General features: G+C 73.2%; 19 protein-coding genes and 1 pseudogene. 9 read left to right on the forward strand and 11 right to left on the reverse strand.

What is annotated here, in order from left to right; genetic code table 11:
* Positions 1-85: 85 nt before the first annotated feature.
* The gene (locus ACQEVU_RS03260; protein WP_433320301.1) at positions 86-916 is read right to left on the reverse strand and encodes an alpha/beta hydrolase family protein; all 831 of its coding nucleotides are present in this window, start codon (positions 914-916) and stop codon (positions 86-88) included.
* A gap of 66 nt (positions 917-982) precedes the next feature.
* Between ACQEVU_RS03260 and ACQEVU_RS03265 the strand changes: the two genes are divergently transcribed.
* Positions 983-2,884, forward strand: a complete 1,902-nt coding sequence (locus tag ACQEVU_RS03265; RefSeq protein WP_433320304.1) for a S9 family peptidase — start codon at positions 983-985, stop codon at positions 2,882-2,884.
* Positions 2,885-2,894: 10 nt separating this feature from the next.
* On the opposite strand, the gene ACQEVU_RS03270 is transcribed toward ACQEVU_RS03265, so the two are convergent.
* From ACQEVU_RS03270 to ACQEVU_RS03290, 5 genes are all read right to left on the reverse strand, one after another.
* Complete coding sequence (locus ACQEVU_RS03270; protein WP_433320306.1) at positions 2,895-3,911, reverse strand: aspartate-semialdehyde dehydrogenase; 1,017 nt, start codon at positions 3,909-3,911, stop codon at positions 2,895-2,897.
* Between the two features lie 114 nt (positions 3,912-4,025).
* Positions 4,026-4,313 (reverse strand): Lrp/AsnC family transcriptional regulator, encoded by a 288-nt coding sequence (locus tag ACQEVU_RS03275; protein ID WP_433334762.1) that lies wholly within the window; start codon positions 4,311-4,313, stop codon positions 4,026-4,028.
* A gap of 36 nt (positions 4,314-4,349) precedes the next feature.
* Positions 4,350-5,168 (reverse strand): nucleotidyltransferase family protein, encoded by an 819-nt coding sequence (locus ACQEVU_RS03280; RefSeq protein WP_433320309.1) that lies wholly within the window; start codon positions 5,166-5,168, stop codon positions 4,350-4,352.
* Positions 5,165-5,683 (reverse strand): NUDIX hydrolase, encoded by a 519-nt coding sequence (locus ACQEVU_RS03285; RefSeq protein WP_433320312.1) that lies wholly within the window; start codon positions 5,681-5,683, stop codon positions 5,165-5,167. The genes ACQEVU_RS03280 and ACQEVU_RS03285 overlap by 4 nt, the downstream gene beginning before the upstream one ends.
* An 18-nt stretch (positions 5,684-5,701) precedes the next feature.
* The gene (locus ACQEVU_RS03290) at positions 5,702-7,519 is read right to left on the reverse strand and encodes a RelA/SpoT family protein (RefSeq protein ID WP_433334764.1); all 1,818 of its coding nucleotides are present in this window, start codon (positions 7,517-7,519) and stop codon (positions 5,702-5,704) included.
* Between the two features lie 1,684 nt (positions 7,520-9,203).
* Here ACQEVU_RS03290 and ACQEVU_RS03295 point away from each other — a divergent pair.
* Positions 9,204-9,587: a hypothetical protein gene (locus ACQEVU_RS03295; RefSeq protein WP_433320315.1), complete on the forward strand. Its 384-nt coding sequence runs from the start codon at positions 9,204-9,206 to the stop codon at positions 9,585-9,587.
* Between the two features lie 276 nt (positions 9,588-9,863).
* Here the strand turns inward: ACQEVU_RS03295 and ACQEVU_RS03300 are convergent, their stop codons facing one another.
* Together ACQEVU_RS03300 and ACQEVU_RS03305 are read right to left on the reverse strand one after the other, a co-directional pair.
* On the reverse strand, positions 9,864-11,597 hold the full coding sequence (locus ACQEVU_RS03300) for a DEDD exonuclease domain-containing protein (RefSeq protein WP_433320318.1): 1,734 nt from the start codon (positions 11,595-11,597) through the stop codon (positions 9,864-9,866).
* A gap of 83 nt (positions 11,598-11,680) precedes the next feature.
* Positions 11,681-12,574, reverse strand: a complete 894-nt coding sequence (locus ACQEVU_RS03305; RefSeq protein ID WP_433320321.1) for a GAF domain-containing protein — start codon at positions 12,572-12,574, stop codon at positions 11,681-11,683.
* Positions 12,575-12,756: 182 nt separating this feature from the next.
* On the opposite strand from ACQEVU_RS03305, the gene ACQEVU_RS03310 reads away from it, so the two are divergent.
* The 4 genes from ACQEVU_RS03310 (at position 12,757) to ACQEVU_RS03325 (ending at position 18,595) form a co-directional block, all read left to right on the forward strand.
* Positions 12,757-14,133, forward strand: a complete 1,377-nt coding sequence (locus ACQEVU_RS03310) for an NYN domain-containing protein (RefSeq protein ID WP_433320324.1) — start codon at positions 12,757-12,759, stop codon at positions 14,131-14,133.
* A 119-nt stretch (positions 14,134-14,252) separates the two neighbouring features.
* Positions 14,253-14,489, forward strand: coding sequence for a hypothetical protein (locus ACQEVU_RS03315; RefSeq protein WP_433320327.1), 237 nt, complete (start codon positions 14,253-14,255; stop codon positions 14,487-14,489).
* A 9-nt stretch (positions 14,490-14,498) separates the two neighbouring features.
* A complete protein-coding gene (locus ACQEVU_RS03320; RefSeq protein WP_433320330.1) occupies positions 14,499-15,761 on the forward strand; it encodes a M48 family metallopeptidase in 1,263 nt (420 codons plus the stop codon).
* Between the two features lie 1,709 nt (positions 15,762-17,470).
* On the forward strand, positions 17,471-18,595 hold the full coding sequence (locus tag ACQEVU_RS03325) for a glycosyltransferase family 4 protein (RefSeq protein ID WP_433320333.1): 1,125 nt from the start codon (positions 17,471-17,473) through the stop codon (positions 18,593-18,595).
* A 127-nt stretch (positions 18,596-18,722) separates the two neighbouring features.
* On the opposite strand, the gene ACQEVU_RS03330 is transcribed toward ACQEVU_RS03325, so the two are convergent.
* The 3 genes from ACQEVU_RS03330 to ACQEVU_RS03340 are packed head-to-tail and all read right to left on the reverse strand — an operon-like array spanning position 18,723 to position 22,881.
* Positions 18,723-19,391 (reverse strand): response regulator transcription factor, encoded by a 669-nt coding sequence (locus tag ACQEVU_RS03330; RefSeq protein ID WP_344610478.1) that lies wholly within the window; start codon positions 19,389-19,391, stop codon positions 18,723-18,725.
* A 33-nt stretch (positions 19,392-19,424) separates the two neighbouring features.
* Positions 19,425-21,071 (reverse strand): sensor histidine kinase, encoded by a 1,647-nt coding sequence (locus ACQEVU_RS03335; protein WP_433320337.1) that lies wholly within the window; start codon positions 21,069-21,071, stop codon positions 19,425-19,427.
* A gap of 19 nt (positions 21,072-21,090) precedes the next feature.
* Positions 21,091-22,881, reverse strand: coding sequence for an AMP-dependent synthetase/ligase (locus tag ACQEVU_RS03340; RefSeq protein WP_433320340.1), 1,791 nt, complete (start codon positions 22,879-22,881; stop codon positions 21,091-21,093).
* A 129-nt stretch (positions 22,882-23,010) separates the two neighbouring features.
* Between ACQEVU_RS03340 and ACQEVU_RS03345 the strand changes: the two genes are divergently transcribed.
* The 3 genes and pseudogenes from ACQEVU_RS03345 to ACQEVU_RS03355 all read left to right on the forward strand — a co-directional run bounded on the left by ACQEVU_RS03345 (position 23,011) and on the right by ACQEVU_RS03355 (position 24,746).
* Positions 23,011-23,457, forward strand: coding sequence for an SRPBCC family protein (locus tag ACQEVU_RS03345; RefSeq protein ID WP_433320343.1), 447 nt, complete (start codon positions 23,011-23,013; stop codon positions 23,455-23,457).
* Positions 23,454-23,756 (forward strand): annotated as a pseudogene (locus tag ACQEVU_RS03350) (hypothetical protein); the annotation flags it as partial. The gene ACQEVU_RS03345 and the pseudogene ACQEVU_RS03350, both read left to right, overlap by 4 nt.
* A gap of 45 nt (positions 23,757-23,801) precedes the next feature.
* Positions 23,802-24,746 carry an ROK family glucokinase gene (locus ACQEVU_RS03355; protein ID WP_433320345.1) on the forward strand — a complete coding sequence of 315 codons (945 nt, stop codon included), beginning with the start codon at positions 23,802-23,804 and terminating at the stop codon, positions 24,744-24,746.
* Positions 24,747-24,753: the final 7 nt, after the last annotated feature.

Below are 24,753 nucleotides of genomic sequence, written 5' to 3' on the forward strand. Positions count from 1 at the left end.
CGGGCTCGCCTCCGGAGGCGCGTGACGCCGGCCGGCGGAGGCGGCCAGCTGACGCAACGACCGTGGAAGGGCCGCCAGCGGCGCGTTAGGGGAGCGCCGCGGCCCACTCCGCCACGCGAGAGGCCAGGGCGCCGCCGTGCTTCGCCCACTTGAAGTGGTCGATCGGCGGCCCCGGCTCGTAGTGCTCCCGCGTAACGGAGGCGGAGGAGAGCTTCTCCAGCAGATGCGAAACCGTACCGGGCGGCGTGAACAGGTCCCCGGCCATGTCGACCGCCAGCACGGGCGTCGTCACGCGGGCCAGTGCCGCCTCCATGTCCAAGCCCCGCAGGGCCGGATAGCGCCCCGTGCGGGCCGTACGCGCCCAGTCCCGGATCACCCCGCGCGCCTGCCGCCCGCCGAACCCCCACCCCGGCCACACCCGCAGCAGCGTGGAGGCGACGCCGAGCGTCTGCGTCTGCAGCAGCACCCGGAGGCGCTGCCCGGCGGGGTAGCGGCGCCAGTACGGCACCCCGACCGCCAGCAACGCCAGCCCGGCGACGTCGGAGGCGGGCTCGGCGGCCAGATGGAGCGCGCACGCCTGCCCGCCCAGCGAGTGTCCGATGAGGACCGTGCGCCGACCGGCCCGGCGCGGCTTCAGGAACTGCAGGACCGCGTCCACGTCCTCGGTGAGATCGGCCAGGTCGTACCGGGACGCCCGCGACGGCGGCGGCGTCGAGGCGCCCGTGCCGCGCAGGTCGGCCACCACCACGGCGACGCCGGCCGAGGCCAGGGCGGTGGCGAACGCGCGGTAGTAGCGCGCCGGCACGCCCATCGCCGGCCACAGCACGGCCAGCACGGGCGCCGTCGAGGGCGCCGGATATATGTGCAGCGCGATCCGATCGACGCCGCGCTCCACCGTCTCCACCGTCGGCTCCATGCTTCGAGGGTAGGGGTAGGAGGTTACCGGTGGGTAAGGAGGGGGTCCGCCGATACTGTGCTGGACGTGAAACCAGCCGATCTGCCGCAAATCCGCACGCCCGGGCCGCCCGCGATCAGCCCGGACGGCGCGACCGTCGTCGTCGGGGTCTCGCGGGCCGACCTCGCCACCGATGCGTACACCTCGCAGCTGTGGATCGTGCCCGCCGACGGCGGGGCGGCGCCACGACAGTTCACGCAGGGGTGGCACGACAGCGCGCCGCGGTTCTCGCCCGACGGGCGGTGGGTCGCGTTCCTGCGGCGCGTGGACAAGAGCGCGAAGCCGCAGCTGTGGGTGATGCCGGTCGGCGGGGGAGAGGCGCGGCGGCTGACCGGCGAGCCGCTCGGCGTGGGCACGCCCGCCTGGTCACCCGACTCCACCCGGCTGGCATTTTCCGCTCGTGTACCGCAGGAAGCCCGCTACGGCACCGGCCGCACCGCCGACGGGGAGGTCATCGGGGCCGACGGCGAGCCGCCCCGGCGCATCACGCAGCTGGCCAACCGCATCGACGGCGTCGGGTTCCTGCGCGACCGCCCGGCGCACCTGTTCGTGGCCGGGCTGGACGGCGAGGTCACCCGGATCACCTCGGGGGAGCGCGACCACGACGACCCGCGGTGGAGCCCGGACGGCGAGTGGCTCACGTTCGTGTCGGCGCGGCACGAGGAGTGGGGCAACGACTGCGCGGCCGACGTCTGCGTGGTCCGCGCGGACGGCTCGGGGCTGCGGGCGCTGACCGGCGCCGAGTACCAGCCGAGCCTGCCCCGGTTCACCCCCGACGGCACGGCCGTCGTCTTCGCCGCCGCCCCGGCCGGGGAGGGGCGGGTCGACCCGGTGCTGCGCAACGACTCGCTGTGGTCGGTGAGCGCCGAGGGCGGTGCGGTCCGGCCGCTGCTCGACCCCGAGGAGTACCAGCTGGCGATGCCGGGCGGCGACCTGGACGTCATCCCGGACGGGGTGCTGTTCGCGAACGAGCGGCGGGGTGCCGTACAACTGCTGCTGGTGCCCTTTGACGGCGCACCGCCCACCGCGGTGGTCGAGGGCGAACGTCACGTGGCGGGCTTCGCGTGGGCGGGCGGGGTGCTCGCCGCGACGATCGCCGGGCCGGCCGACTGGGGCGAGGTCTACGCGATCAGGGCCGGCGAGACCCGGCTCACCGGCTTCTCCGACGGCTTCGAGGCGCTCGAGCCGGTCGAGGTCACCGCGACCGCGCCCGACGGGTATCCGGTGCACGGCTGGGTCGTGCGGCCCGCCGGCGACGGCCCGCACCCCGTCCTGCTGATGATCCACGGCGGGCCCTACACGCAGTACGGCTGGCGGCTCTTCGACGAGGCCCAGGTCTATGCCGGCGCGGGCTACGCGGTCGTGCTCGGCAACCCGCGCGGCTCGTCGGGGTACGGCGCCGCGCACGGACGGCCGATCCGGGGCAACGTCGGCGAGGTGAGCGCCGTGGACCTCCTGGCGCTGCTCGACGCCGCCCTGAAGTCCCCGGACCTCGACGCGGGGCGCGTCGGCGTGCTGGGCGGCTCGCACGGCGGGTTCATGACCACGTGGCTGGCCGGGCACCACGGCGACCGGTTCCGCGCGGCGGTGTCGGAGCGGGCGGTCAACGGCATCGACAGCTTCGCCAGCTCGTCGGACATCGGCTGGTACTTCGCCGACTCGCTGTACGTGCGCGACTTCGAGCGGCAGAGCCCGCTCACATACGCCGACCGGATCACGACGCCGATGCTCATCATCCACTCGGAGCAGGACTGGCGGTGCCCGGTCGAGCAGGCATACCGGCTGTTCGTGGCCCTCAAGCGCCGGGGCGCCCCGGTCGAGCTGCTGCTCTTCCCGGGTGAGGGCCACGAACTGTCGCGCAGTGGTCGCCCGTCGCACCGCATCCAGCGGTTCGAGGCGATCCTCGAGTGGTTCGGGCGCTTTATCTGACCTGTCTGACTTACCTGGCGAGCAGCTCCGCGACCTGCACGGCGTTGAGGGCGGCGCCCTTGCGCAGGTTGTCGTTGGAGATGAACAGCGCCAGGCCGTTGTCGACGGTCTCGTCGACGCGGATGCGCCCGACGTACGACGGGTCGGCGCCCGCGGCCTGCAGCGGGGTGGGAATCTCGCTCAGCTGCACGCCGGGGGCGGCCGAGAGCAGCTCGGTGGCCCGCTCGACGGAGATCGGGCGCTCGAAGCGCAGGTTCAGCTGGAGGGAGTGGCCCGTGTACACCGGGACGCGCACACACGTGCCGGAGACCTTGAGGCCGGGGATCTCGAGGATCTTCCGGCTCTCGTTGCGCAGCTTCTGCTCCTCGTCGGTCTCGAACGAGCCGTCGTCGACGATCGCGCCGGCCAGCGGGAGCACGTTGAACGCGATCGGGCGGGCGAACTTCTTCGGCTCCGGGAACTCCACCGCCGAGCCGTCGAACGCGAGCGCCGCGGCGCCGTCGGCGACCTTGCGCACCTGCTCGTCGAGCTCGGCGACGCCGGCCAGGCCCGCGCCGGAGACGGCCTGGTAGGTGGCGGCCACCATGGCGACCAGCCCGGCCTCGTCGTGCAGCGGGCGCAGGACCGGCATGGCGGCCATCGTGGTGCAGTTGGGGTTGGCGATGATGCCCTTCGGCCGCGCGGCGGCGGCGTGCGGGTTGACCTCGGCGACGACCAGCGGCACGTCGGGGTCCATCCGCCAGGCCGAGGAGTTGTCGATCACGACGGCGCCGGCGGCGGCCACCTTCGGGGCGAGCTCCTTCGACGTGCCCTTGCCGGCCGAGAACAGCACGATGTCGAGCCCGGCGTAGTCCGCGGTCGCCGCGTCCTCCACCGTGACCTGCGTGTCCTGCCAGTCGATGGGCCGCCCGGCGGAGCGGGCGGAGGCGAACAGTCGCAACTCGTCTACCGGGAACTGCCGCTCGGCCAGGATGTGGCGCATGACGCTGCCGACCTGACCGGTGGCCCCTACGATGCCGATCCTCATGGCCGCGAGGGTACCCGGTGCACGGCGCTCATTCGATGCGATTTGCCGCACTCCCGACGCCGTAACCAGGGCAAACGGGCGCTTCTTCCGGCGCCGGGCGGCGGGTGCCGCAAATCAGTCGGCGTCCGGCAGCCCGATCGCGAACGCCTCCTCCAAATCATGTTTGGAGTAGGCCCGGAAGGCGATGTGCGTGTCGGTGTCGACGACGCCGGGCACCTTCGAGATCTTGTTGGCGATCACCTCGGCGATGTCCTCGAACTGCCGGACCCGGACCATGGCGATGAGGTCGGTGTTGCCGGCGACGGAGTACACCTCGCTGACTCCGTCGAGGTTGGCGATGTTCTCGGCCACCTCCGGGATCGAGTCGGTGGCGCAGTCGATGAGAACGATCGCGGTGATCACCTGCGGTGCTCCTTCCAGCATGTGGACACCGTCATGCTAGTGCGCGGGCACCGTCAGCCCTCGCCCGACCCGGATCGCGTCGGTGACGGTCTCGCCCGGCCCGACCTCGCCGCCCGGCCACACCACCCCGCGCGTGACCCGCCCGGCGACGACCGCCCCCGAGCCGATGACGGCCCGGTCCAGCGTTCCGGTGACGGTGGCGTCCGCGGCGACGAGATTTCCATGGTGTACGGCATGAAGGTTCGCCTCGAGATAGGCGGCCGGGGTGCCGGTGTCCAGGTAGGTGCCCGGATACTCGACCACCTGCAGGCGGCCCTGGCGCTCGGCCGGGCGCCACGCCTCGCGTACCAGATCCGATGGTTCCGGCTTCAGCTGCGCCACCAGGTCCCACGGCAGCAGCGAGAACCCGGCGAAGCGGTGGGTGCCGAACTCGTGCGGCGGCCCGGGGACGCCCAGCAGGCGTGCCGTGTGCCCGTCCCAGCCGGCCAGCAGCGCCGCGATGTCCTCGCCGGGCGGCGCGCCCTCCGTGGCCAGGTACGCGTCGGCGTTGGCCGCCAGCACGCCCCGGCCGCCGATCCAGTCCCGCAGCCGGCTCAGCCCGCCGGCGGTGCCGAGCGGCTGCCCCGGCTCGACGGACAGGTGGGCCCGGTCGCCGACGTGCTCGACCACCATGTGCCCGAGGTAGCAGGCGTTCACGGCGGTGTCGAGGCCCAGCTTCTGCACGCGCTCCAGCGCCCGGTCCAGCAGCGCCACGTTCCCGACCGGGCACAGCGCCTTGGGAAGGTGCTCGGTCAGCGGCCGCAGCCGCCGCCCCTCGCCGGCGGCCAGCACGACCGCGCAGATCTCGGTGCTCATGCCTCGCGGACCTCGGGGTAGTCGCGGTACGGCCCGATGTCGTAGTGCGCCAGCAGCGCCGACGTGGAGACGGTCAGCGGCGGCAGGTTGTCCAGCCGGTGCCAGGCCGCCTCGATGACCTCGGCGGCGTCGACGACGAGCTCGACGTCCGGCTCGACCTCGGCCTCGAACACCATGTCGACCCACTGCCCGCGGGTGTGCACGACCGCGTTCGGCGTGGCCGGGCGCATCCGCTCGGCCGGCAGCTTGATCCCGGTCTCCTCGCCGAGCTCCCGGGCGGCGCACTGCGCCGGCGTCTCGCCGCGGTCCATCAGCCCGGCCGGCAGGGACCAGCCGGCGCCCGGGGGCTGGCGCAGCAGCAGGATCCGGCTGAGCTGCGGGTCGCGCACGATCGCCACGGCGCCGATCGTGTACGTCGGCTGGAACGTCCGCACGATCCGCCGCCGCCAGCGGCCCGGCAGGCGGTAGAACGTCTTGTACGTCCACGCGCGCGCGAGGGCACGGAAGTCCGTCATCCGGGTAAGGCTAGTGAGCTATCGGGGCGAGTGGTCGACTAGGGCGATCAACTCGGCCACGACGTCATCCGCCGTGCGCGCGTGGTCGGCGACGGCGACGAGCAGCGTCTCCAGGTCGGGGTAGCCCAGCCGCGGCGCCAGGCGCACCAGCGGCAGGTCACTGGCCAGGCCGCGCCCCTGCTGCCGCAGCGCCAGCCCGATCGCCAGCCGCCCGAGGCGCACCTTGTTGGCCACCGTGATCGACGGCGCCTCGTGCGCCTCGAACCAGCGGCTGATGTGCAGCCGGGCGTGCGGCGTCTTCACGAACTCGAGCCACTCCGGCGACGGCCCGCGCGCGGGCGCGTCGGCGTCGAGGTCGAACTCGTCGCGCTGCCCGGCCCGCGTGATGATCTCGACGGTGTCCCCGTCGGCGAGCGGCGAGCTGACGGCGGTCAGGCGGCCGTTGACCCGGGCGCCGATACATCGGTTGCCAACGTCGGCCCCGAGGATGTACGCCAGGTCGACCGGCGTCGCGTCGCTGGGCAGCAGCACCGGCCGCCCGCCGCCGGCCGTCAGCACGAGGATCTGGTCCTCGGCGAGGTCACAGCGCAGCGAGGCGATGAACTGCGCCGGGTCCGACGCCGCCGCCTCCCAGTCCAGCAGCCGCCGCAGCCAGTCCAGCTGCTCGGCCTTCGACGCCGGCCCGAACCGCGCGGCCGTCATCGGGTACCGGAAGTTGGCGACGATGCCGTACTCGGCCGCCTGGTGCATCTCGACGGTCCGGATGAGCACCTCGAGCGAGCGCCCCTCCGGCCCGAGCACGGTCGTGTGCAGCGACTTGTAGTTGTTGTTCTTGGGCGTGGCGATGAAGTCCTTGAACCGCCCCGGCACCGGCCGCCACTTGCCGTGCACCGCGCCCAGCGCCGCGTAGCAGTCGGTCTCGGGCCCGTCGACGACGATCACCACCCGCGGCAGGTCGTGCGGCTCGGCGTAGTTGCCGTCGACCGTGTCCTTCCAGATGGAGTACAGGTGCCGGGGCCGCGGCGCCACGGTCGCGTCGATCCCGAACTTCTTCAGGTCGGTGCCGACGGCCGAGGTGACCTTCTCCAGGTACCCGTCCCAGCCCACCCGCTGGTTCACGTAGTCGGCGACGACCGCGTACCCGCTCGGGGACACCGCGCGCAGCACCCAGTCCTCGAGCTCCCGCTTCAGCGCCTGGATGCCGAGCCGCTCGCACAGCGGAATCAGCACCTCCCGCGTCGCCGTGGCGATCCGCACCCGGCTCTTCACCGACCGCGCGTCGATCGTGCGCATGTTGTGCAGCCGGTCGGCCAGCTTGATGACCAGCACCCGCACGTCCCGCCCGGCGGCGACGATCATCTTGCGGATCGTCTCGGCCTCGGCGTCGGCGCCGTAGAACATCTTGTCGAACTTCGTGACCCCGTCGACCAGCAGCGCGACCTCGCCGCCGAAGTCCCGCTCCAGCGCCCCGAGCGTGTAGTCGGTGTCCTCGACCGTGTCGTGCAGCAGCGCCGCGACCAGCGTCGTCGTGTCCATCCCGAGATCGGCGAGGATCTCGGTCACCTCGAGCGGGTGCGTGATGAACGGCTCGCCACTCTTGCGCATCTGCCCGCGGTGCATCTGCTCCGCGGTCCCGTACGCCCGCCGCAGCAGCGCAACGTCCGCGGTCGTGTGAATCTGCCGGTGTGCCCGGATGATGGGCGCCATCGGATCATCGCTGGACTGCCACGGCAGAATCGCCCGCAGCCGCGACCCGATGATCGCCGTGTACGTCGACGTCGGATCCCCGGGCACCGCCCCACCCACGAGCGCCGAGTAGCTCGGCGGCCGCGGCACCTCGGGCGAGTCATCGGTCGGCGGCGCGACCAGCTTCTGCCGCGGCGCCGCGTACCGGTCGTCCGGCCGCGCCTCACGAACCTTCGCCCGCGGCGCCGGTTTGCCCGCCTTCTTGCCCGCCGCGCCGCCCTTCGCCGCGCCGCCCTTTGCCGCGCCGTCCTTTGCCGCGCCGTCCTTTGCCGCGCCGCCGGGCTCCGCGGCCTTCGGCTCCTCGGTCTGCGGCGTCTCCGTCTCGGCTGCCGCTTCGATGCCGCTCTGCGCCGGCTCGGCGGGGGCTTCGTTGCGGGGGTTCGGTTCGCGCCGTTCGTGCGTCTGGTCGTGCGTGTTGCGGGGCTTGCTCGATCGCTGGCGCTCCAGCGCGTCCTGCTCGGCGCTCTCGCCGTTCTGCTGCCACTGCCGGGTCTCGTTGGCCGGCCAGTCCCCACCGCTCTGCGGATGCTCGCCCCGCTCGTGCTGCTGCGTACCGCGCTCGTTGACAACCCGCTCGTCCGCGCCCCGGTCGCGTTCCACCGGCTCGTGCCGGACGCGCTCCTGCTGGTCGCGCTCGTGCTTCCCCCGGTCCTGCGCGTCCCGGTCGTGCTTTCCGCGGTCCTGCGTTCCCTGGTCCTGTGCCGCCTTTTCCCGGTCGTGCTGTTCCCGGTCCTGCTGTTCCCGGTCCTGCGCCGTGCGGTCTTGCGGACTGCGGTCGGGCTGGGCCTGGTCCTGCGGCGCACGGTCGGGCTGGACGCGCTCGTGCTGGGCCCGGTCGGCCGGTACCCGCTCGCCGGTCGCCCGGTCCGCGCTCCCCACCGCCACCGGGGCCGGCCGCCGCCTGGCGGGCGCCTCGGGCGTGTTGATCGCCGCGGTCGGCAGCCCCTTCGGCCCGAGGAACATCTCACCGGCGTGGAGCCGATCACCCCCGCTCCCGCCCGTACCGGCGGCCGCCCCGAACACCCCCGGCGGCTTCACGGTCCCCGGCGGGCTGGTCGCAAACCCCCCGCCGCCGCCGAGCGGCTCAACCCGGATCGTCTCGACGGCCGTGATGGTCTCATCGTCGAGCAGCCGGGCATCGTGGCTGGTCATCGCGGATCCGAACGCAACGACCCGCCCGACACGGAAAATCGACGACTCCATGGGGTTGCCGTCCGACGCCGCTGGGTCCAACATGTACTCGCTGTGCGTCGCACTCGGACCCGGAGTGAGACCGCCACCGATGCCCAGCGCCGCGACGTGCACATCGGGACCGGACGCAATGCCCGATCCCGCAAACAACACCGATCGATCAGCTACACCCGGTTGACCAGGTTCGCCCTGCAGACCGGGTACGTCGGACTCGCCAACCTGGACCGGATCGCTCAGCGCACCGGGACCGTGCTGCGCGTCGGGACTATGACCGTCGTCTGAACCAGCCGCCCCATCGTCGGACCCAGTCGCAGCTTCAGCACCAGCACCGCCATCGGACCGGGCCGTTGCGGTTGCATCGCCCGCGGAGCCCCCGCTTGTCGCGGACCCACCGTCGACAGTGGACGCACCGCGCGCCGCCACCCCGTACGTGCCCACCGCAGAACCCTGACCAGCGTGAATGCTTGTTGCACCGCCATGGCCGCCCGCCGCCCGGTTGGCGCCGTTGCCCGCATGGGCGCTGCCCGCCCCGGTTCGCGCCGCGCCTAAGCCCGCCCGCCCGGGATCGGGCCCAGCCGCCGCAATGGCATCGTGCCCGGCGCCCGGCCCGGTCTGCCCAGAGCTAGCCCTCGGCGGCCCGCCGTTCGGGCTCGCGTGGCCGCCGGCGTCGCTCGCACGGGCGCTGCTGTGGCTGGTGCCGGGCCTTGGCTGGGCGCCGTTCGGGCTTGCGTGTCCACCGGCGTCGGTTGCGTGGGCGTTGTTGTCGCTCGTGTGGCCGCCGGCGTCGCTCGCACGGGCGCTGCTGTGGCTGGTGCCGGGCCTTGGCTGGGCGCCGTTCGGGCTTGCGTGTCCACCGGCGTCGGTTGCGTGGGCGTTGTTGTCGCTCGTGTGGCCGCCGGCGTCGCTCGCACGGGCGCTGCTGTGGCTGGTGCCGGGCCTCGGCTGGGCGCTGCTCGGGCTCGCATGACCGCCGGCGTTGCCGCTCGATTGGGCGCTGTTTTCGACGGGTGTGTCTGGCGGTGCGGCTGTCGGGGGACTGCTACCCGGCGCGTTCGATACCGAGCCCGGCGGACTGAACACCCGGGAGGGGGCCGCGCCGAAGGGCGCGCCGGACTCCAGACCGGGCTCCATGCGGCACCTCCTCACCGACGGGCCGGGCGGGCCTGGGTTTGGGTAGGTTCCAGCCTAGTTACCGATCGGGCATCCGATCGGTCATTTGAGTATGTGCGTTCGTCCGATGTGCCTACCCATCCAAATCAGTCTGAACCGTGGCGGCGGCCTCCGCACGGGCGAGAAACGGTCGCCATCGGCCGGCGCCGTCGGCCGGTGACGACCAGCCTATATCGGTCTTGACCAGCCGTGTTTCCGGTCGCTCGAGCCAGGCGAGGATGCGCTCGGTCTCCTCGGGGGAGGCGCGCGGGGTCGGGCCGGCGCCGGGCGAGACGGTCTCCGCTGTGGCCAAGACCACATCCAGCGTCGGCTGTGGATGCACCCGCGGGGGTGAGGCGCCCGCGGCCGCGAGTCGCCCGTGGCGCACGACGGCGATCTCCCAGCCGCCGGCCGCGGACGGCCGCGCGGCGACGATCTCGGGCAGGGCGCTCAGGGCGGCGAGGCGCTGCATCCGGATTGCGGTGCGCAGGAACACGATGAGCCGGCCCCGGATCGCCGCCGCGTCCTCGTAGCGCTGGGCGGCCGACAGCGTCTCGATCCGCGCCATGAGCCCGCGCACGATCGGGCTCGGGTCGCCGACCGTTGCCGTGCGGAACGGGGCGGCGGCGTGTGCCTCGTAGTCCTCCACGGAGATCCGGTGCTCGCACGGCGCCGGGCAGCGGCCGAGCTCGGCGAGCGCGCAGGCCGGGGTGGGCGTGCGCGGGGAGAGCTTGTGCGTGCACTGGCGCAGCGGCAGTGCGTCGTAGATGCCGGCGGCGGCGAGCTCGGCCCCGCGCCGGGAGCCGAACGGCCCGAGATAGGCGGCGCCGTCGGCGTGCACGTCGCGCACCACCGACAGCCGCGGATAGGCCTCGGCGGTGAGCTTGAGCCACATGACGCGCTCCGGGAACTTCGACCGGCGGTTGTACGGCGGCTTGTGCGCGGCGATCAATCGCAGCTCGCGGACCTCGGCCTCCAGCGAGTGCGCGCACGGGATCGCCTCGACGCGCTCGGCCGCGTTGAGCATCTCGTCGATGCGGGCGCGCTTCTCCGCCGCCGTAAAGTAGCTGCGCACGCGGGTGGCGATCGACGAGCTCGTCCCGATATACAGCGGGCGGTCCTTGTGCCCGCGGAACACATAGACCCCGGGCGCGTCGGGCAGGCCCTCGGCGAGGTGCCGCTTGCGCCGCTGGGCCGGGCTGACCGCCTTGACGAACTCGATCACGTCGCCGACGGTGTGCACCTTGAGGCTGCCGAGCCGGGCGAACAGCCCGTGCAGCACGTCCACGGTCGCCCGCGCGTCGTCGAGGGCGCGGTGGATCGGCTGGGTCGCCGCGCGGAAGTGCCGGGCCAGGGTCGACAGCTTGTGGTTGGGCACCTCGTCGGCGATCATCGCGCGCCGGGCGATGGCGGCGGTGTCGAGCACGATCGGCTTGGGCCACGGGTAGCCGTGCTTGGCGCAGGCGGCCTTCAGGAACCCGGTGTCATAGGGCGCGTTGTGCGCGACCCAGACGCTGCCCTTGGCGAACTCCAGGAAGCTCGGCAGCACCGTGTCCAGCTTGGGTGCCTCGAGCAGCATCATCTCGGTGATGCCGGTGAGCACGGTGATGAAGGACGGCAGCCGCTCCTCGGGGTTGACCAGCGTGCCGAACTCGCCCAGCACCTCGCCGCCGCGCACCTTCACGGCGCCGATCTCGGTGATGCCCCCGCCGTCCGGCGCGCCGCCGGTCGTCTCCAGGTCGACCACGACGAACGTCGTGGCGAACAGCGTCGCGGCACGAGGGTCGTCGAACAGGGCGTCGAGTGATTCCTGGTAGTAGTCGGGCACGGGGCGCACACTACGGCCAGGGTGTGACAAAAACCGGCGGGGAGGCCGCGACCTGCACTTATCTGGGGGTACCGCCGCGAAAATCAGTGTGGCGGGAACCGGAGCTCGAAGCGGACGTCCGGGGATCCGACGATCGCCGAGGTGTCCATGGCCGTGGCGCCGTGCGCGCGCAGGATGTCGGCGACGACCCGCGGGACCGGCTCGTCGGCCTCGCGGATGCCGGCCAGGTCGGTGTGCCACTCGGGGCGGATGCTGCCGCCGGCGTGCCCGATCTCGATCGTGGGCACGGGCGTGCCGAGGACGCGTACCGCCACGCGCCCGCCGGCCGGTGCCAGCTTGAGCGCGCTGAAGATCACGTAGTCGAGCGCCCGGGACAGCTTGGCCGGGTCGGCGTGCACCGTGGTCGCGTCGGTGAGGCCCAGCGTGATCGCGATGTTGCGGGCGTCGGCGATGCCGCGCAGTTCGCGGATGCGGGCCTCGGTGAGGTACGCCAGGTCGACCGCCCGCGGCTCCGGCCGGGCCTGCAACTCGGCGGTGACCACCAGCCGGCGCAGTTCGAGCAGCTCGGTGACCTGCTTGGCGAGGGCCCGCAGCGCGCGCATCTGGTCGAGGTTGAGCCGGTGTGGCGAGTGGTCGACCACGCAGAGCGTGCCGAGCGCGGCGCCGCCGCTGGTCAGCAGGGGTGCGCCGGCGTAGAAGCGGATGCCGTCGGCGGCCTGGACGTACGGGTTGTCGGCGAAGCGGGCGTCGGCGGTCGCGTCGGGCACCACCATGAGGTCGCGGCCCATGATCGCGTGGGCGCAGAAGGCCACCTCGCGCGGCGTCTCGGCGACGTCGATGTCGCCGACCTTGGCCTTGAACCACTGCCGCTCAGCGTCGACCAGCGTGACCAGTGAGATCGGCGCGCCGCAGATCTCGCTGGCGATCCGGACTATGTCGTCGAAATCGGTCTCGGGGGGTGTATCCAGAACGGCCATGGCGTGCAGCGTTGCCAGCCGATCCGCCTCGTTTTGGGGTACCGGTGCCGCCATGACCGCCTCCCAAGCCGTCCACCTAATCGGGTGAAATAAGGATATGTCAGCTTTTAGCCTTTCGAGCTAAGGCGCCGGTCCTGGACTCCATCCCGGGCGAATGTGGTCGAGAATGCGACACTGGAGTGATGTCTGCGCACGACGTTCCGGATGGCCTCGACCTCGAGGCCGCTGTCGAGGCTGCGCAGACGGAGGACGACCAGCTCGAGCCGGTGCTGCCCGAGCCCGTCCGCCAGCGCGTGATCGCCCTGGCCGCGGGCGCGATGACCGGCCTGCCGCTGGACGAGCTGCCCATGCCGCTGCGGCGGGTGGCCAAGTTCGCGCCCAACCGCCGCGCCCGCCTGGGCGGCCCGATGATCGCCATGCAGCTCGCCGGTGACCCGCTGCTGCGCCAGCGGCTCGCCACGAGGGTGGTCGGCGACGCCGGTGAGCTGGGCGCTTCCATCCTGGAGGGCGTCGCGCCGGCGGCCGCGGACCCGGTCGAGGTGGCGGCGCTGGCGTACCTGGCCCGCCCCGAGGGCTGGCGCACGCTGGTTACAGACGCCACGGAAGCTGTACGCGCCGATGCCGAGGACGCCCTGGCCGCGGAACGGGTGCGCGACGTCGAGCAGCGCCTCTCCCGCGCCGAGCACGACCGCGCCGTGGCCCGCGTCGAGGCCGACAAGCTGCGCGACGAGCTCGCGCGGCTGCGCGACGAGGCGGCCGGCCTGCGCGAGGAGGTCCGCTCGCTGAGCAAGTCGCTGCGCGAGTCGCAGGCCAAGGAGCGCAAGGCCACCGACATGCTCGCCGCCGAGAAGGGCCGGGCCAACCGCGCCACCGCCGACCACGACGCCGAGCTGCGCCGCCTGCGGGCCAAGCTGGCCGAGGCCGAGACCGCGGCGGGTGCGCAGCGGCAGAGCGCCAAGGACGCCCGCGCCGTGGACGACGCGCGGCTGTGGCTGCTGCTGGAGACCATCGGCCAGGCGGCCGTCGGCCTGCGGCGCGAGCTGGCCCTCGACCCGACCGACAAGCTGCCCGCCGACTTCGTCGCCGACACCTCGGCCGACCGGCCCGAGAACGCCGGCGCGGGGTCGGCGCGCGCGCTCGACGCCGACGATCCCGCCCGCCTCGATCAGCTGCTCAGCCTGCCCAAGGCGCACATGGTGGTCGACGGGTACAACGTGACCAAGAAGGGGTACGCCGAAATCTCCCTCGAGCAGCAGCGCAACCGGCTGATCGCGGGCGTCGGCGGCCTGGTCGCCCAGACCCGCGCCGAGGTCACGGTCGTCTTCGACGGCGCCGAGCGGGTCCACGGCCTGCCGCCGGCGCCGCGCGGGGTCCGCGTGCTGTTCTCGCGCAAGGGCGAGACCGCCGACGAGCTCATCCGGCGCCTGGTGCGGGCCGAGCCGCCCGGCCGGCCGATCGTGGTGATCTCCTCGGACAAGGAGGTCATCGACGGGGTACGCCGGCATGGGGCCTATCCGCTGTCGTCGGACACCCTGCTGCGCCGCCTCTCACGCTCCTGACCTGGGCTTTCCCATTTTTGTCGTACCCCACCGTTACCGTTCGTGCTATCCGGTTCACGCCGCCTATCGGTGCTCGTGGCCGCAGGCCGCAACACCGGCACGTCGGTAATGGAGGAGCGATGCTCGTCGACTGCGAAAGCTGTTCGGTGCGGGGCAACGCCTGCACCACCTGCGTGGTCACCCTGCTGCTCGACACACCGCCCGCGTTCCACCAGCTCGGCGCCGAGGAGGTCCGCGCCATCGAGGTGTTCGAGCTGGCCGGCTTCGAGGTCACCGTGCTCGAGCCCACCCACTTCGAGACCCTGCCCGTCAAACCCGTCCCGTCACCCCGGCGCCGCCGCGGGCACGCCGCATAGGCTGTCGCGATGACCCCTCGCGTCTGGGCCATGATCTCGCTCGTCGCGCTGATCGCGGCGGCAGCCGTCGTAGCGATGCTGCGGGTGCCGTGGACGGCGGCGCCCGCGCCCCGGGCCGACCAGCTGGCCGCGCTCGACACGCTGCCGCACGACGCGGTCGCCCAGGGCCGGGCATTCCACGCCGCGCTGCGCCCCGACATGTATCTGTCGCTCGTCGTCGGCCTGCTCGTCGCGCTGGCGCTGGGCCTGACCCCGGCCGGCTCGTGGATCGTCGAGCAGGCCGGCCGGCCGTTCGGCGGCCACTGGCTGGCCCGGGCCCTGCTCGGCGGCTTCGCCGTGACCCTGGTCGGCGAGGTCTTCGCCCTGCCGCTGGCCGCCTGGCGCCAGTCGATCCTGCGCCGCTACGGCCTGTCCACGCAGGGCTGGGGCGGCTGGACCGTCGACCTGCTGAAGGGCTACGCCGTCGGCGCGGTCATCGGCGCCATCGTCCTCGTCGGCTTCTTCACCATCACCCACTTCGCCCCGCGCTGGTGGTGGGCCTGGGCCGCGGCCGGCGCGGCGGCGCTCGCGATCCTGCTCAGCTTCGTGTTCCCGGTCCTCGTCGAGCCGGTCTTCAACAAGTTCACCCCCATGCCCGCGGGCGAGCAGCGCACCCGCCTGATGGAAATGGCCGCCCGCGACGGCGTCCCGGTCCGCGACGTCCTGATCGCCGACGCCTCCCGCCGCACCCGCGCCGTCAACGCCTACGTGTCGGGCCTGGGCCCGACCCGCCGCATCGTCGTGTACGACACGCTGCTCGAGAAGGCCCCACCGGCCGAGGTCGAGTCGGTCGTCGCCCACGAGCTCGGCCACGCCAAGCAGAGCGACGTCCTGACCGGCACCCTGCTCGGCGCGCTGGGCGCGGCCGCCGCCGTCTGCGCGCTGTACCTGCTCGGCTCCTGGTCCGCCCTGCTCCGCCTGGCCCGCGTCGACTCGATAGCCGAGCCCCGCGCGATCGCCCTGCTGCTCGCGATAGCCACCGTCGCCGGCCTGTTCGCCGGCCCGGCCCAGGCCCTGATCTCACGCCGCGTCGAGGCCAGGGCCGACCAGCACGCCCTGAACCTGACCCACGACCCAACCGAGTTCGAGGCCATGCAGGGCCGCCTGTCCCTGGTCAACCTGGGCGACCCAGACCCCAACCCACTCGAACAGTTCCTGTTCGGCTCCCACCCGACGGCCGTCGAACGCATGGCCGCGGCCCGCGCCTGGGCTCGCGCCCATCCCCATCCCTGACCACACCGCCGCCCACCCGCCCGCTGCCTCTGCGCCGCCCCGCCCCGGCCTGCTCCGCCCCGCCGGGTCCCGCCCGTGCCTGCTCCGGCCCCGCCTGGCCCGCCTGTCCTGCCTGCCTCGCCTGGCCCGGCCCCGCCGGCCCCGCCTGGCCCGGCCCCGCCTGGCCCGGCCCCGCCTGGCCCGGCCCCGCCTGGCCCGGCCCGGTCTGGCCCCGCCCGTGACTGCTCCGGCCCCGCCTGGCCCGCTCCAGCCCGCCCGGCCGGCCGCCCGTGCGCCGCGCCGCCCGTGCGCCGTACCCTGGCCTACGTCCCGCCCGCCGCCCGCTGTGCCGCACCGCTTAGCGCGGCCGGCCGGTCGGCCGCGGGACGGGCGATGCGATGCCGCGTGCTCCGCCCCGTCGGTCGTGCCGTGCCTCGCCTCGTGCGCCGTGCTGCCTCCGCGCGCTCCGTTGGACGTCCGCTGCGCTGCTCCGCGGGCGCCGGTCGCCGCGGGACGGGCGATGCGATGCCACGTGCCCCGCCCCGGTCCCGCGCGGCAGCCGGGACCAGCGATCCCATGTCGCTGGCCGTGCGCTGCCCGTCAGCCGCGTCGTGCCTCGCCTCGTGCGCAGCGCCGTCTCGATGTGCCCCGTTGGACGCCCGATGCGCCGCCCCGCGCGGCCCGTCCGCTATGGGGCCGTGCGATGCCAGGTGACCCACCGGTCTCGCGTCTTGCCCTGTCTTGTACGCCGTGCCACTCCCGCACGCCCAGGTGGCCGCCCGCCGCGCCGGCCCGGGCCGTCCGCTCACCGAGGGCCGCGCGCGACGCCACGTGTCCCGGCCGGCCGCGTGTCGCCGCGCGTCGCCGCGCCTTGTCCCGTCTGGTGAGCCGTGCTGCTTCGTGCGTATGACCCCGGCAGCCCTCTGAGCTGCCCTGCGCTATGCCGACGGCCCGGCCACGCGCTGCGGCGCCCGCGCTGGCCCGCGCGCCATGCCGACGGCCCGGCCGTGCGCTGCGCCGCCCGCGCTGGCCCGCGCGCCATGCCGACGGCCCGGCCGCGCGCTGCGCCGCCCCGCGCACCGCGGCCCCGCCCCGCGCACCGCGGCCCCGCCCCGCGCACCGCGGCCCCGCGCCGCGCTCGACGGTGTGCCCTGGGCCGCGCCGGCGCCGTGCCCCGTGCCGTGCCCCCGCCCGCCCCACCGTGCCCCGGTCCGCCCCGCGCCGCCCTCCGTCCCCGTGCCTGGCCGGTCTGGCTCTTGCCGTGCGGGGCTGCGTGACCGTGCCGGACCATGCCCACCGTTCCGCGACGCTCCGTCGCTGTGCCTGGTCGCGCCGACTCCGTGCCCGTGCTCGACCGCTTGCGGCGCCGGGCCCCCTCTCGCGTCACGATGCCCGCCAGGGGTTGGACGGCTGCCCACGAAGGCGCTCCGGTGCGGACAGCTGCGCCGCCTCAGGTTCACGCGGCGCAGCCGAGACACAGCGGGACGCGAAGCGGGGGCGCGGCATCGTTCAGGAGCCACGGCGCGACGCGGGACGCGAGGCGAGGGCGCGGCATCGTTCAGGAGCCATGGCGCGACGCGGGACCGACAGCACGGCACAGCGGGAGCCGCCAGCCACGACGCACAAGCACGAGTCGGCGCGGCGACCGGGCGTGGGCTGCTGCGCCGTCGCGAGTGCCCGGGGGCGTGCTGGCGCGGCGGGGGAAGGTGGGGGCCGCTAACGTGCTCGGAATGGGTGCCACGCTGCTGATCACCAATGACTTTCCGCCCCGGCCCGGGGGGATTCAGCAGTTCGTGCACAACCTGGCCGTGCGGGAGGCGCGCGATCTTGTCGTGTACGCCTCCACCTGGCGAGGGGCGCGGGAGTTTGACGGGGGGCAGCCGTTCGAAGTGGTGCGCGAAGACACCGGGATGTTGTTGCCGACGCCGGGGGTGGCGCGGCGGGCGGCGGAGATCGCGCGTGCGCGTGGGTGTGACCGGGTTTGGTTCGGGGCGGCGGCGCCGCTGGGGTTGCTTGCCGACGGGCTTCGGCGGCGGGCGGGGGTTGCGCGGGTCGTTGCGCTGACGCATGGGCACGAAGTCGGGTGGGCGGCGCTGCCGGGGGCGCGCGGGCTGCTGCGGCGCATTGCGCGGGGGGCCGATGTCGTGACGTACCTGGGGGAGTACACGCGGGTGCGGCTGGAGAAGGCCGTCGGGGGGCTCACCGATTTGCAGCGGCTGGCGCCGGGGGTGGACGTGGACGCCTACTCGCCGAAAGTGGACGGGAGCGACGTCAGGCGGCGGTACGGGCTGCTGGAGCGGCCCGTCGTGGTGTGCGTGTCGCGGCTGGTGCCGCGCAAGGGGCAGGACGTGCTCATCCGGGCGTGGCCCGCGGTCAAGGCGGCGGTGCCGGGGGCGGCGTTGCTCGTGGTGAGCGGGGGGCCGTACCGCAAGATGCTGGAGCGGCTCGCGCGCGAGAACCAGGTTGAGCGGGACGTCGTGTTCACCGGGTCGGTGTCCTGGGGGGAGCTGCCGGCGCACTACGCAGCGGGGGACGTGTTCGCCATGCCCTGCCGGACGCGGCGGCGCGGGTTGGACGTCGAAGGGCTTGGCATTGTGTACCTCGAAGCCTCCGCCACCGGACTGCCGGTAATCGCCGGTGACTCGGGTGGGGCGCCCGACGCGGTGCAAGAAGGGGAGACCGGGTTCGTCGTTGCGGGGCGCGACGTCGGGCAAGTGGCCGAGCGGGTGATTCGACTGCTGGTCGATCGCGAACTGGCCGCTCGAATGGGGGCGGCCGGGCGGGCCTGGGTCGAATCCGAGTGGCGATGGGAAACGCAGGCGGCTCGGCTGCATGCGCTTCTTGCACGGGAATAGTGCGATCGGCGGATGACAATGCCGAAACGGGCCAGGGCATTCCGGGAAAGGGAATGGCGCGGCCGGCTTGCCGGGGGTATGGGTCGGAAAGCCGGCCGTCGGCGCTGATCCGGGGGTAGAACCGAACTCAGAAGCTGGGGGCGTCCGGCGCCTCGAGCAGGCCCAGGCGCAGGGCCGTCATGAGGGCCTGGGCGCGGTTGGCCGCGCCGAGCTTCTCGTAGAGCTTCGAGATGTGGGTCTTCGCGGTGGACTCCGAGACGAACAGCTGCTTGGCGATGCCGGCGACGCTCATGCCGTCGGCGAGCAGGCGCAGGACCTGGCCCTCGCGCGGGGACAGCTGCGGGCCGCTGGGGGCCAGGCGGCGCTTCATCGCCTCGGCCAGGTCGGCGGCGGTGAAGGCGCTCGGGGCGGACGCCGCGTGGCGGGCGGCCGCGACGACCTCGTCGGCGGGGGCCGTCTTCGGCACGAAGGCCGAGGCGCCGGCCTCGAGGGCGCCGAAGAGCTGGTCATCGCCGGCGTACATGGTCAGCACGACGATGCCCATGCTGTTGCTGGTCTTGCGCAGGGCGCGGGTGGCCTCCAGGCCGCTGCCGTCGGGCAGGCGGAGGTCCATGATGACGACGTCGGGCTGCAAAGCGCCGGCCTGGCGGATGGCCTCGGCGGCGGTGGCCGCCTCGCCCACCACCTCGAACTGGCGGTCGCGCTCGAAAGCGTGCCGCAAGCCGCGGCGGATCAGATCGTGGTCGTCGACGAGCAGCACTTTGGTGCGAGTCGTCGGCGTCGCGGTAGTAGACATTCCCGGTGCTCTCTCCCTCTGGGTGCCTTCACGCTACCGCGCACGCGGTGCGGTTCCGAGCACAACCGCCACTGTGGTCCCATTCGGCACGCGTGGCGTGATCTCCAACCGGCCCCGGATACGTTCCGCCCTCTCGGCCATGATCGCAAGACCATAGCGCCCGTCCGGGCGGTTCTCACCGATGCCGCTGCCATCGTCGGAGATTTCTACCTGTGCGAACGGTGGATCGACCGCGCACGTTACCCAAAGATTCTCCGCTCCGGCATGTTTCCGCGCGTTGGTGATGGCTTCTTGGGCAATGCGCAGCAATTCGGCCTCGACGGCGGCGGGCAGGCGGGCGGTCGTCTCGTCCAGCGACAGGTGCACCCGCAGGCCCGCGGACGCGCCGACCGTGCGCGCGTAGTCGGCGATGGCGGCGGTGAGCCCGCCGTAGCGGTCGACCTCGCTGCGCAGCTCGAACAGCGACAGCCGCAGCTCGGTGATGACCCGGGTGACCTCGGCGCGCAGGACGCGCAGCTCCTCCTCGGCGGCCTCGGCGTTGGGCAGCGCGGCGACGGCGTTGTCGATGCCGTAGCCGACCATGACGAGCTCCTGGGCCACGCCGTCGTGGATCTCGCGGGCCAGCCGCTGCCGCTCCTCGGTGGTGGCCAGGGACCGTACCTCGTCGAAGAGCAGCGCCGCCTCCAGCCGCAGGGCGGCGGGGCCGGTGAGCGACTGGACCCTGGCGACCAGGGCCGGCGGGTACGCGCCGGAGGTGTCGCTCTCGAGCACCATCAGCCCGACCGTGCGCACCCCGGCGATGAGCGGCACGACCATCGAGGAGATGCTCTGGCCGCGGGCGACCGAGCGGGCCTGCGAGCGGCCCGACACGACCGGCTGCTGGGTGGCCCACGAGTCGGCCACGGCGCTCTCGGTGTCCAGCGCCGTCTCCCAGTCCAGCCGCTCGACGCCGGCCTGGGCCAGCACGACCAGGCGGCCGCCGCCGCTGCCGGACAGCACGGCGCCGCGGGTGGCGGGCACGATCGCGCGTACCTCGTCGAGCAGGTGCTCGGCCAGGCCGCCGGGGTCGAGCGTGGCGCCGGGCAGCTGCCGGGCGACGCTGCGCAGCTGGGTGAGCAGGCGGGTGGCCTCGGCGTAGGGCTGCGGGGCGTCGTCGGGGCGGCGGGCCAGCAGTACCCGCTGCAGGATCGTCGCCTGGAACGCCGCGACGCCGGCGATGACGAGCCACTGCCCGGCCGCGGTCAGGTAGCTGCGGTCGTCGAGGCGGCCCTCGACGCCGCCGCCGACGACCAGCAGCGCGGCCGCGGCGACCACGTACGCGCCGGCCATGCGCCGGCCCTCGGTGAGCGCGGCGGCGACGATCGGCACGGGGAGGTACACCAGCAGGAACTTGGCGTCTCCGTTGAGCGTCGAGGCGGCGAAGGCGGTGATGAGCACCTCCGCCGTGCGCCCCAGCCGGGCCACCTCGTGCCCCTGCGGCGCGACCGTCGCGACGACCGCGGCGGCCAGCAGCAGCGCGAGCCAGAGCAGCTCGGACGGGCGCACGTCATCGGTGAGCAGCAGGATGGCGACGAGCGCGAGGAGCAGCACGCGCACGGCGACCACCCCGGTGCGGGGGCGGGTGGCCGCGGTGGCGGTGCGGTCCTCGGCGCGCGTGGGGGTGCTCGCCAGGTCCGTCAACAGCGATCCCTTCAAGTGGTCAGCGCTCGTAGATCGCGGCGATGTCGCCCGCGTACTCCTTCATCACGACGTTCCTCTTCACCTTCAACGAGGGAGTCAGTTCGCCGGTCGCTTCGGTGAAGTCGCGGGGCAGGATGCGGAAGACCTTGATCGCCTCGGCCTTCGACACGGCCTGGTTGGCCTCGTCGACCGCCTTCTGGATCTCGGCGCGCAGCTGCTCGTCGTCGACGAGGTCCTCCACCGTCGTGCCCTCGGGCTTGCCGTTGTCGCGCAGCCAGGCGGGCAGGGCGTCGGGGTCGATGGTGACCAGCGCGGCGATGAACGGCTGCCGGTCGCCGATGACCATGCACTGGCTGACCAGGGCGTGGGCCCGCACCCGGTCCTCGAGCACGGCCGGGGCGACGTTCTTGCCGCCGGCGGTGACGATGATCTCCTTCTTGCGCCCGGTGATGCGCAGGAAGCCGTCCTCGTCGAGCTCACCCAGGTCGCCGGTGTGGAACCAGCCGTCCTCGTCGACGGCCTCCGCGGTGGCCTCGGGATTGTTCCAGTACCCCTTGAAGACGATGTCGCCCTGGACCAGGATCTCGCCGTCGTCGTCGATGCGGATGGTCACGCCGGGCAGGGGCCGGCCGACGGTGCCGATCTTCACGCCGTTGTCGCGGTTGGCGTTGGTGGCCGGGGACGTCTCGGTGAGCCCGTACCCCTCGTAGATCGTGATGCCGATGCCCCGGTAGAAGTGGGCCAGGCGCTCGCCGAGCGGGGCGCCGCCGGAGATGGCGCGGGTGCACTGGCCGCCGAGCGCGGCGCGCAGCTTGCCGTAGACGAGCCGGTCGAACAGCGCGTGCTGGGCCTTGAGCAGCAGCCCCGGGGAGGGGTTGGCGCTGTAGTCGATGGCCACGCGCTCGGCCCGCTCGAAGATCGCGCCCTTGCCGTCGGCCTGCGCACGCTGCTTGGCGGTGTTGTAGACCTTCTCGAAGACGCGGGGCACGGAGAGTACGAACGTGGGCCGGAAGCTCTTCAGCACGTCCGCCAGGTTCTTCGTGCCGGCCGTGTGCCCCATCGTCGCCCGGGCCTGCACGACGCCGATCTGGATCAGGCGGGCGAAGGAGTGGGCGAGGGGCAGGAACAGCAGCGTGCGGGCGCCCTCGTTGAACAGCGAGCGCAGCTCCGGGATGGCGTTGACGATGTCGGAGAGCATGTTGCGGTGGGTGATCATGCAGCCCTTGGGGCGTCCCGTGGTACCGCTGGTGTAGATGATCGTCGCGAGATCGTCCGCCTTCGTCGCGGTGCGCCGCCGGTCCACGTCCTCGCGGGGGACCGCGGCGCCCTCGGCGACCAGCTGCTCGAGCGCGCCGCGCGGGCCGTCGATCTGCCACACGTGGGCCAGCGCCGGGATGCGCTCGCGCACCTGCGTCACGGCGTCGTGGTGGGCGTCGGTCTCCACGAAGCAGGCCACCGCGCCGGAGTCCTGCAGGATCCATGCCACCTGCTCGGGGCTGGAGGTCTCGTAGATCGGCACGGTGACGGCGCCGCAGGTCCAGATCGCGTAGTCGGCGAGGGTCCACTCGTAGCGGGTCTTGCTCATCAGCGCGACCCGCTCGCCCGGCTCGATGCCGGCCGCCAGCAGGCCCCGGGCCAGCGCCACGACCTGGTCGAGGAACTGCGCGCAGGTGACGGCCTGCCACGCGCCGTCCACCAGGCGCTCGAACTGCACCGTGTCCGGGGCAACGGCGGCGTTGTCCCAGACGGGGTCGGTCAGCGTGGCCGTCTCGGCGATGGTCACCGCGGCGGGGACGGAGAACTCGCGCACGTCCGACTCCTCATTTCCACTTCGTTTCCGTACCGGGAACCTACCTGTAGGTGTATCGGCTTCGCATGGCGCCCGCCAGGCGGCGAGCCGACGCTCCGCGGTTACGGCGGCAGAGGTAGCCTGCCACGCATGGCCGACACTTCGACGCAGTCGATCGTCATTGACGCGACCCCGGACCGGGTCGCCGCGGTCATCGCCGACTTCGCCCGCTACCCGGAGTGGGTCGCGGCGGTGAAGTCGGTCGAGGTGGTCGAGGAGTACGAGGACGGGTACGCCAGCCAGGTCCGCTTCGTGCTGGACTCGGGCCCGGTGTCGGACGAGTACACTTTGCAGTACGAATATGCCGAGGACCTGAGCCGCATCGAGTGGAGCCTGGTCGCGCCGTCGAAGATGCAGAAGCAGCAGGACGGCTCGTATGACATTACCGCCAATGCTGACGACACTTCCACGGTGACCTATTCGCTGTCGGTGGAGCTGGCGATCGGCATGCTGGGCATGTTCAAGCGCAAGGCCGAGAAGATGATCATGGACACCGCGCTGAAGGAGCTCAAGCGCCGCGTCGAGGCGGGCGCATGAGGGACCCCCGCGAGGAGGCCGAGCGCCTGGTCGCCGCCGCGCTGGCGGCGGCGTCGATGGCGGCTCGCAGTACCACCGGATTCGCCACCGGCTCGGCCGAGTGCTGCGTGTGCCCGCTGTGCAAGGCCATCGCCGCCGCCCGGGATCCCGACCCGGAGTTCGCCGAGCGGCTGGCCACCGGGGCCGGCGACATCGCCGCCGGGGTCGCCTCGTTCCTGCGCAACTTCGCCAAGACTCCGGACGGCTGGCAGTCGGCCACCCGGGAATCATCATCCGCCGACAGCGACGTCGAACAGGATTGACCCCAGCAACGGCGTAAGCCGGTACGAGAGGAGCTTGCCGCAGTGGGGCTGACCATCGGCGTCGACATCGGCGGAACCAAGGTGCTCGGCGGTGTCGTCGACTCCGCGGGCGACGTGCTGGCGCAGACGCGCCGCGACACGCCGGCGCAGGACACCGGCCAGACCGCGGACCGGATCATCGACGTGATCAGGGAGCTGAGCGCCGGGCACACGGTCGAGGCCGTCGGCATCGGCGCGGCCGGCTGGGTCGACGAGACGCGCTCGATCGTGCAGTTCGCGCCCAACCTCGCCTGGCGCAACGAGCCGCTGCGCGACAAGATCCAGGAGGCCGTCGGCCTGCCCTGCGTCGTGGAGAACGACGGCAACACCGCGGCGTGGGCCGAGTTCCGCTTCGGCGCGGCGCACGACGCGGACGACTCCATGGTGCTGTACACCGTGGGCACCGGCATCGGCGGCGGCATCATCCTGGGCGGTCGCCTGATCCGCGGCTCCCACGGCACGGCCGGCGAGCTCGGCCACACGATGATGGTCCCCGACGGCCACCCGTGCGGGTGCGGCCGGCACGGGTGCCTGGAGCAGTACACCAGCGGCAACGCCCTCGTCCGTTTCGCCCGCGCCGACGCCCGCACCCGCCCCGAGGCCGCCGAGCGCCTGCTCGAGCTGGCCGGCGGCGACCCGGACGCGATCAAGGGTCCCGCGGTCACCGAGGCGGCCCGGCTCGGCGACCCGGTCGCGACCGGCGCCTTCGAGCAGGTCGGCCACTGGCTGGGCGTCGCCTTCGCCGACATGGTGCAGACCCTCGACCCGCAGGTGATCGTGGTCGGCGGCGGCGTGATCGACGCCGGCGACCTGCTGCTCAAGCCGGCCCGCGCCAGCTACGAGGAGCAGCTCGCCCAGCGCGGCCGGCTGCCCGTCGCCGAGGTGCGCCCGGCGCTCATGGGTAACCTGGCCGGCGTCGTGGGAGCGGCGGATCTGGCCCGTATGTGAGGCGTGC

Source organism: Dactylosporangium sp. CA-139066, from assembly GCF_050936175.1.
Taxonomy (GTDB): Bacteria; Actinomycetota; Actinomycetes; order Mycobacteriales; family Micromonosporaceae; genus Dactylosporangium.

Coding starts and splice junctions, on each gene's coding strand:
- ACQEVU_RS03260 (WP_433320301.1), bottom strand. CDS start 916: ATGGAGCCGACGGTGGAGACGGTGGAGCGCGGCGTCGATCGGATCGCG.
- ACQEVU_RS03270 (WP_433320306.1), bottom strand. CDS start 3,911: ATGAGGATCGGCATCGTAGGGGCCACCGGTCAGGTCGGCAGCGTCATG.
- ACQEVU_RS03280 (WP_433320309.1), bottom strand. CDS start 5,168: ATGAGCACCGAGATCTGCGCGGTCGTGCTGGCCGCCGGCGAGGGGCGG.
- ACQEVU_RS03285 (WP_433320312.1), bottom strand. CDS start 5,683: ATGACGGACTTCCGTGCCCTCGCGCGCGCGTGGACGTACAAGACGTTC.
- ACQEVU_RS03295 (WP_433320315.1), top strand. CDS start 9,204: ATGGCATCGTGCCCGGCGCCCGGCCCGGTCTGCCCAGAGCTAGCCCTC.
- ACQEVU_RS03305 (WP_433320321.1), bottom strand. CDS start 12,574: ATGGCCGTTCTGGATACACCCCCCGAGACCGATTTCGACGACATAGTC.
- ACQEVU_RS03310 (WP_433320324.1), top strand. CDS start 12,757: ATGTCTGCGCACGACGTTCCGGATGGCCTCGACCTCGAGGCCGCTGTC.
- ACQEVU_RS03315 (WP_433320327.1), top strand. CDS start 14,253: ATGCTCGTCGACTGCGAAAGCTGTTCGGTGCGGGGCAACGCCTGCACC.
- ACQEVU_RS03320 (WP_433320330.1), top strand. CDS start 14,499: ATGACCCCTCGCGTCTGGGCCATGATCTCGCTCGTCGCGCTGATCGCG.
- ACQEVU_RS03325 (WP_433320333.1), top strand. CDS start 17,471: ATGGGTGCCACGCTGCTGATCACCAATGACTTTCCGCCCCGGCCCGGG.
- ACQEVU_RS03330 (WP_344610478.1), bottom strand. CDS start 19,391: ATGTCTACTACCGCGACGCCGACGACTCGCACCAAAGTGCTGCTCGTC.
- ACQEVU_RS03345 (WP_433320343.1), top strand. CDS start 23,011: ATGGCCGACACTTCGACGCAGTCGATCGTCATTGACGCGACCCCGGAC.